The 6,972-nt window shown below is 63.4% G+C and carries 5 protein-coding genes, 1 tRNA gene and 2 rRNA genes (1 of these 8 running past the window's edge); 4 read left to right on the top strand and 4 right to left on the bottom strand.

Annotated features, from left to right (window positions below; genetic code table 11):
• From ACWPXE_RS04665 to ACWPXE_RS04650, 4 genes are all read left to right on the top strand, one after another.
• Positions 1–2,676: ribosomal RNA gene (locus ACWPXE_RS04665) — 23S ribosomal RNA — on the top strand; it begins 71 nt to the left of the window's first position.
• Between the two features lie 133 nt (positions 2,677–2,809).
• Positions 2,810–2,925, top strand: a 5S ribosomal RNA gene (gene rrf, locus ACWPXE_RS04660).
• A 99-nt stretch (positions 2,926–3,024) separates the two neighbouring features.
• Positions 3,025–3,101, top strand: a tRNA-Met gene (locus ACWPXE_RS04655).
• A 37-nt stretch (positions 3,102–3,138) separates the two neighbouring features.
• Positions 3,139–4,089, top strand: a complete 951-nt coding sequence (locus ACWPXE_RS04650; RefSeq protein ID WP_454016876.1) for a hypothetical protein — start codon at positions 3,139–3,141, stop codon at positions 4,087–4,089.
• A 6-nt stretch (positions 4,090–4,095) separates the two neighbouring features.
• Here the strand turns inward: ACWPXE_RS04650 and ACWPXE_RS04645 are convergent, their stop codons facing one another.
• The 4 genes from ACWPXE_RS04645 to ACWPXE_RS04630 form a co-directional block, all read right to left on the bottom strand.
• Positions 4,096–4,371 carry a hypothetical protein gene (locus tag ACWPXE_RS04645; protein ID WP_454016875.1) on the bottom strand — a complete coding sequence of 92 codons (276 nt, stop codon included), beginning with the start codon at positions 4,369–4,371 and terminating at the stop codon, positions 4,096–4,098.
• 873 nt (positions 4,372–5,244) lie between these two features.
• Positions 5,245–5,580 (bottom strand): hypothetical protein, encoded by a 336-nt coding sequence (locus ACWPXE_RS04640; protein WP_454016874.1) that lies wholly within the window; start codon positions 5,578–5,580, stop codon positions 5,245–5,247.
• Positions 5,577–5,828 (bottom strand): ABC-three component system middle component 6, encoded by a 252-nt coding sequence (locus ACWPXE_RS04635; RefSeq protein WP_454016873.1) that lies wholly within the window; start codon positions 5,826–5,828, stop codon positions 5,577–5,579. Before ACWPXE_RS04635 ends, ACWPXE_RS04640 begins: the two co-directional genes overlap by 4 nt.
• Positions 5,825–6,769 carry an ABC-three component system protein gene (locus ACWPXE_RS04630; protein ID WP_454016872.1) on the bottom strand — a complete coding sequence of 315 codons (945 nt, stop codon included), beginning with the start codon at positions 6,767–6,769 and terminating at the stop codon, positions 5,825–5,827. The genes ACWPXE_RS04635 and ACWPXE_RS04630 overlap by 4 nt, the downstream gene beginning before the upstream one ends.
• Between the last annotated feature and the right edge of the window lie 203 nt (positions 6,770–6,972).

Below are 6,972 nucleotides of genomic sequence, written 5' to 3'. Positions count from 1 at the left end.
ATAAGCCATGGGGAGCCGCGAGCAGGCTTTGATCCGTGGATTTCCGAATGGGGCAACCCACCGCGCAAGCGGTATCCCGCACTGAATCCATAGGTGCGGGAGGCGAACCCGGCGAACTGAAACATCTAAGTAGCCGGAGGAAAGGACATCAACCGAGACTCCGCTAGTAGTGGCGAGCGAACGCGGACCAGGCCAGTGGTTGGACCGACATAACCGGAAGCGTCTGGAAAGGCGCACCAGAGCGGGTGATAGTCCCGTACGGGTAAACCAGGTTCAATCCTCGAGTAGGGCGGGGCACGTGAAACCCTGTCCGAACATGGGGGGACCACCCTCCAAGCCTAAGTACTCCTCAGTGACCGATAGTGCACCAGTACCGTGAGGGAAAGGTGAAAAGCACCCCGACGAGGGGAGTGAAACAGTTCCTGAAACCGGATGCCTACAAGCAGTCGGAGCTTCCTTGCGAAGTGACGGCGTACCTTTTGTATAATGGGTCAGCGACTTACAGTAAGCAGCGAGCTTAAGGCGATAGCCGGAGGCGCAGCGAAAGCGAGTCTGAACAGGGCGCTTGAGTTGCTTGCTGTAGACCCGAAACCCGGTGATCTAGCCATGGGCAGGTTGAAGGTGCGGTAACACGCACTGGAGGACCGAACTCACGCCTGTTGAAAAAGTCGGAGATGACCTGTGGCTAGGGGTGAAAGGCCAATCAAACCGGGAAATAGCTGGTTCTCCGCGAAAGCTATTTAGGTAGCGCGTCGGGCGATTGCCCACGGGGGTAGAGCACTGGATGGGCTAGGGGGCCTCGCGGCTTACCAAACCTAACCAAACTCCGAATACCGTGGAGCACAGCCCGGCAGACAGACGGTGGGTGCTAAGGTCCATCGTCGAGAGGGAAACAGCCCAGACCGCCAGCTAAGGTCCCCAAATCACGGCTAAGTGGGAAAGGATGTGGGAAGGCCATGACAACCAGGAGGTTGGCTTAGAAGCAGCCATCCTTTAAAGAAAGCGTAATAGCTCACTGGTCTAGTTAAGCCGGCCTGCGCCGAAAATGTATCGGGGCTCAAGCCGTGTACCGAAGCTGCGGATGTGATCTTTGATCACGTGGTAGCGGAGCGTTCCGTAAGCCTGCGAAGGGTGTCCGTGAGGCCGCCTGGAGGTATCGGAAGTGAGAATGCTGACATGAGTAGCGACAAACAGTGTGAGAAACACTGTCGCCGAAAGTCCAAGGGTTCCTGCGCAAGGTTAATCCACGCAGGGTGAGCCGGCCCCTAAGGCGAGGCCGAAAGGCGTAGTCGATGGGAACCACGTTAATATTCGTGGGCCAGCGGGTGTGTGACGAATGGGAAAGCGTGTCGGGCCTTATCGGATTGGCCCGGCTGGGGACCCGTTCCAGGAAACAGCCCCCGCATCAGACCGTACCCCAAACCGACACAGGTGGACTGGTAGAGTATACCCAGGCGCTTGAGAGAATGGTGTTGAAGGAACTCGGCAAATTGCCCTCGTAACTTCGGAAGAAGAGGGCCCCGTCGCGGCGCAAGCCGGGGCGGGGGGCACAGACCAGGGGGTGGCGACTGTTTACTAAAAACACAGGGCTCTGCGAAGCCGTACAAGGCGACGTATAGGGTCTGACGCCTGCCCGGTGCCGGAAGGTTAAGAGGAGGGGTTCACGCTCCGAATTGAAGCCCCGGTAAACGGCGGCCGTAACTATAACGGTCCTAAGGTAGCGAAATTCCTTGTCGGGTAAGTTCCGACCTGCACGAATGGCGTAACGACTTCCCCGCTGTCTCCAACACCAACTCAGCGAAATTGAACTCTCCGTGAAGATGCGGAGTACCCGCGGTCAGACGGAAAGACCCCGTGCACCTTTACTACAGCTTTGCAGTGGTGCTAGGGATCTCATGTGTAGGATAGGTGGGAGGCTAGGAAGCCCGGGCGCCAGCTCGGGTGGAGCCATCCTTGAAATACCACCCTTGAGGTCTCTGGCATCTAACCGCGCTCCGTTGATCCGGAGCCGGGACCCTGCATGGCGGGTAGTTTGACTGGGGCGGTCGCCTCCCAAAGTGTAACGGAGGCGCGCGATGGTGGGCTCAGAGCGGTCGGAAATCGCTCGACGAGTGCAATGGCATAAGCCCGCCTGACTGCAAGACAGACAAGTCGAGCAGAGACGAAAGTCGGCCATAGTGATCCGGTGGTCCCACGTGGACGGGCCATCGCTCAACGGATAAAAGGTACGCCGGGGATAACAGGCTGATGACTCCCAAGAGTCCATATCGACGGAGTCGTTTGGCACCTCGATGTCGGCTCATCACATCCTGGGGCTGGAGCAGGTCCCAAGGGTTCGGCTGTTCGCCGATTAAAGTGGTACGTGAGCTGGGTTTAGAACGTCGTGAGACAGTTCGGTCCCTATCTGCCGTGGGTGTCGGAGTTTTGCGAGGATCTGTCCCTAGTACGAGAGGACCGGGATGGACATACCTCTGGTGCACCGGTTGTCACGCCAGTGGCATGGCCGGGTAGCTAAGTATGGACGGGATAACCGCTGAAAGCATCTAAGCGGGAAACCCACCTCAAAACCAGAACTCCCTTGAGAGCCGTGACAGACCATCACGTCGATAGGAGGCATGTGGACGGGCGGCAACGCCTGAAGCTGAGCCTTACTAATCGCTCGAAAGGCTTGATCCTTCCCAGCAGGCGGCCCGCGCGCAGCGGCAAGCCCTGGGCGCACGAGCCAACACCGCAAAGAACAAGAGCAAACGTCCTCAAACTTAACGAAACCCGCCCGTCCGGTCCGGATGGTTCGCGTGTGCCTTGGTGACCTGGTGGTCATGGCGAGGCTCCCAACACCCGATCCCATTCCGAACTCGGCCGTGAAACGCCTCAGCGCCGATGGTACTGCGTCTTAAGACGTGGGAGAGTAGGTCGCCGCCAGGTCACCACGGCACACGCCAAGCCATCAAGGACTTGGATGGATGGGTTTCAAACACGCTTGACAATCGTCGTCGCACTGCCGGTTCCCAGCAGCCCAACACCCGCGGGGTGGAGCAGCCCGGTAGCTCGTCAGGCTCATAACCTGAAGGTCGCAGGTTCAAATCCTGCCCCCGCAACCACCGACAGTTGACAGCCTGCCTCCAACGAGGCGGGCTGTTGGCGTTTCGGGTCCGCTTCGGCGCACGCCTCCAGGATCGCCAACAGATCGCCATGAAGCTGCGCCTCCAGCCCGGCGCTGGAGGGGCAGGGGGACAGCACGACACGGTCGACCATGGACCGGATCATCTCCATCGCCGCCATCCCCTCGTCGCCGTCACCGAGCACGGACTCGAGCTCCGCGATCTTCCGCCGGTACAGCTCCGGCAGGTTGGCCGGCAGCAGCATCTCCGGCGCCTCGGTGCCCAGGGCGTCGATCTCGGCGGCGAGCGCGGCACGCTCGGCCTCCAGGGCGGACAGCCGCTCCTTCAGGGACGGGCTGTACATCCCGTTCTCCACCGCCTTCAGGATCGACGCGATCTTCCGGTCGATGCCGGCGAGGGCGCGCTCCTGGTCGCCGCGCCGGTTCCGGGCCTCGGCCTGATCACGCCGTTGCGCCACGACCATTTCCTCAATAAAGGCGGCGACCACGTCGGCGCCGAGCAGGCGCTCCTTCAGCCCGGCAAGGACACGGCCCTCGATCGTTTGCCGGCTGATGGTGCGGTCGTTCGGGCAGGTGCCGGAATTCCGGTGGCCGGCGCAACCGTAGCGGTCCTTGCCCATGGTGGAGGACGGTCATCGCAGGGCCTTCAGGGAGAACGCGATCAGGGCGGCGAAATGGACCACGGCAAGGCCGGCAGCAAACGTCATGAAGCCGGCCTGGGACGGCCGCCGGCGCATCTCATGGCGCGCCAGAATGCGGGCCAGTCCGAGCAGCTTCTCAAGCGGAACGGTCCGCTGCTCCTGCTGGGGCGGCTGGACAGCGGGCGCCGTCGTCGCGGCGGTGGAGTCGGTGGTGTGGGGCACGGGTGGAAAGTCCATGGTGGGAGCGGCCATGACGATATGGTCCGATGGCGGCGGGAGCGGAAACACAGCGGCAGATCGGCGTCGTCGACGCCAACCCGGTCATAGGTGGGATCAGGAATCGGGCGGTGCGGCCGTGGCCGGCAGCCCCAACGAGCCCTGCTTGCCGGGCTTCACCTTGCCACCGGCTTCACGATGGGCGGATGCCGCGAGCGTCGCCGCCAACGGTTCCAGAACCTCCAGCCGCCCCCGCAGGCGGGCGTTCTCGCGGCGCGTTTCGTCCAGCGCCTGTTCCACCTGATGCTTGGCGGTCAGTTCAGAACGCAGCTGGTCGAGCTCCAGCGAGGAGCGCAGGAGGGCAGACTTTTCTTCCGACAGAAGGCGGTTCACGGTCTCCACAGCGGCTTGCGCGTCCGCCGCCTGCCGCTGCCAATCCTTGATCTCTGCGGATACCCCCGCCAATTTCGGCGCGGATGCGGCGGTAGGACGGATAGACGTGGTCCTTCGACACGATCTTGCTGACCGCTTCCGAGACGGACTCGTGCGTGATCAGGGGATGGGTGGGCTGGGAGCAGGACATCCAGAACCTCTGCGGGGACTATGGTTTCGGCGGCCGTGCCATCGGCCGGCTGAGTATCTGGATGAGTTGCGATGCCAGGAAAGGGCTGCGGTGACAGAATCTTGACGGTTCCGGTCCAAGCCGGCCGATGGTGAGATGATACCGCGGTAGCGCTACCGGGTAGCGGCACCTGATACCGGCGTTACCGCCGCAGTCCGCGTCGATCCCACCCCGCTGCCTACGGGTTGCTCTGGTCCACCACGTTATCCAAACGGCGCAGAAAATTGCCCGGCGCCCGATGCGGCGGGGCTGAACCCTCCATACGCTTCCTTCCGAACCAGGCTGCCCGGGCGTCGGACCTCCGGCCCTCGCCACGGGCAGCCTCGAGCGACGAAGTGTGCAGTTAGGCGTTGCGGCGGGCCGCAACGCCTCCGGGGCCGGCCAGGGCCGGTTGCCGGATCGACGACGGCGGGGAGGTGCCGATGCCGTGGCGGACTTGGGATACTTTCGCATCGAACAGGGCATGCTCTCCCGTGGCGCCGGCGCGAAAACCGGAGCGTCGGCGGCTTATCAATCCGGTGGACGGTTCCGCACCGTCATCGCGGCGGCCGCCTACCAAGCCGGCGTGGGGCTGACCATCGGCGCCGACCTGCGGGAGGCGTGGGCGGAGAAGGGGCAGGATCCTGTGTCGGCGGTTGCGGACTTCACGGGCAAGTCGGGCGTTCACCACACCGACATCCGCACGCCCGCACCCGGCCGTGGTTGGAGCCGCCCCGCTCGACGGTCACCTCTTGGCCGCCGATGCGGAACGAGCCCTTGAACGAATGCTGGACCAGCGCCGGGTTCCGGAACAGGGAATCCGGGGCGCATTTGGCGCCGAGGAGGAACTGGACGAGCTCCACGAAGCTGCTCTTCCCGGCGCTGTTGCGCGTGCGGCGGTCCTGCGTGTCCTTCGCCTTCGAGGACAGCAGGACGTTGAGCCCGGGGTGGAAGTGGAGCGACTTGAACGTCGGCAGGCTGCTCTCGATGGAGACGATCATAGGCCCGGGTCCCCCGCCGCGATGACGCCGTCCGCCATGTGGACGGCCCTGACGGCGTGCAGAAAGGTCAGCGCCAGGACGAACCAGTCGAACGGGACGGGTTCGTCCTCCTCGCGGGCCGCGCGGGCGGCCCTGAACCGCTCCCAGAGTTCGGAGACTTCGCGCGGCTGCCCTAGTTGGGCGAGGATCTCGCCGCCGACGCCGATGAGCGACCTGCCCACGGGGAGATGCTTTCCAGGGAGGATCATCGCGCCGGCTCCACGGGCTTGTCCTCGAAGATATCGCAGGCGTCGAACAGGAACGCGAGCACGGCCTGCGCGACGACGACCCTGTCGTTCGTCACAGACCCGATCCCGACGATGTCGTCGTAGAGGTTGCCCATGATGGAGTCCGGGGCGAGTCCCTGCCGCTTCAGCGCGAGATAGCGGCCGTTGAAGATGGCGGCTACCCTCGCGCCACGCTCCGGGTCGACATGGCGCCGGAAGTAGTCCCTCACGTGGTGGATGTTCGGCATTGCCGCCACGACTGTGTGGCACCAGTGCTTGGGCAGCCCGTTGAAGGTCAGCTTCCCGAATGGGACTGGCTTGAGGGCGCCGCCGTCCAGCAGGGAAATCTCGACGGCCTCAATGACGGCATCGACCAGTTCCGCGACGATCTCCAGCTTCAGGTTGCGGGTGTCCTCGGCGGACACGGCCGGCCCGATCAGGCTGACGATGTCGGTCTCGTTGAGGCTGAAGACGCGCTGCTCGATGCCCTCTCGCCCGATCACGCCGAAGGAATGCGACGGGTTGGCCGCCTCCAGATCCCCGAGCTTGAGCACGGTCGCCTCGGTCGGTGTGCCGTCCAGCATGTTGTGGACGAAGTACCACCCCCGCAGGACGGCCTTCAGATGCCTGCACGCCTTCCCGTAGTCGTCGTCCATCTTCTCGACGAGCGCGGCCACGGACGGACACGCGTCGTCCAGCTTGCCGTAGCAGGCGAAGACCTGCCCGAGGGAGCGGAGGAATCCATCGCAGCCCTTGTCCCCCCGCCGCCCGTAAGGCCGGGTGCGGACGAAGTCGTCGCCATGGGCGCGCTCCATCACGTCGGAGAAGAAGTCTTGGAAAGCGACGCCGTTCACCCGCCGGAGCTTCAACTCCAACGCGGTCTGCCAGACCCACCGCCGCTCGCTTGTTATCCAGTCGGACATGGCCCAGTACCGCACTTTCCAACACTTCGGAGGCGCGGGGGCGCCTTCGAAGGCCGAACCCAGAGGTGTCAGCCTACATAGTTGTAGGAGGATAGTGGTCAGGACAACTCGAATGCGTCAAGGGGCGCGAGTCCGGGTCTATATCATCAACCTTCCTCCAGGGCGGTGGACGGGAAGGCTACGGAAAAGTTACGGGAGGGTTA

Source organism: Azospirillum sp. Marseille-Q6669 (assembly GCF_965111635.1).
This window is presented reverse-complemented; position numbering and strand designations above follow the sequence as displayed.

Bases quoted from the DNA above. Each gene is read 5' to 3' on its own strand.
- ACWPXE_RS04640 (WP_454016874.1), bottom strand. From the start codon at position 5,580: ATGATCGTCTCCATCGAGAGCAGCCTGCCGACGTTCAAGTCGCTCCAC.
- ACWPXE_RS04635 (WP_454016873.1), bottom strand. From the start codon at position 5,828: ATGATCCTCCCTGGAAAGCATCTCCCCGTGGGCAGGTCGCTCATCGGC.
- ACWPXE_RS04630 (WP_454016872.1), bottom strand. From the start codon at position 6,769: ATGTCCGACTGGATAACAAGCGAGCGGCGGTGGGTCTGGCAGACCGCG.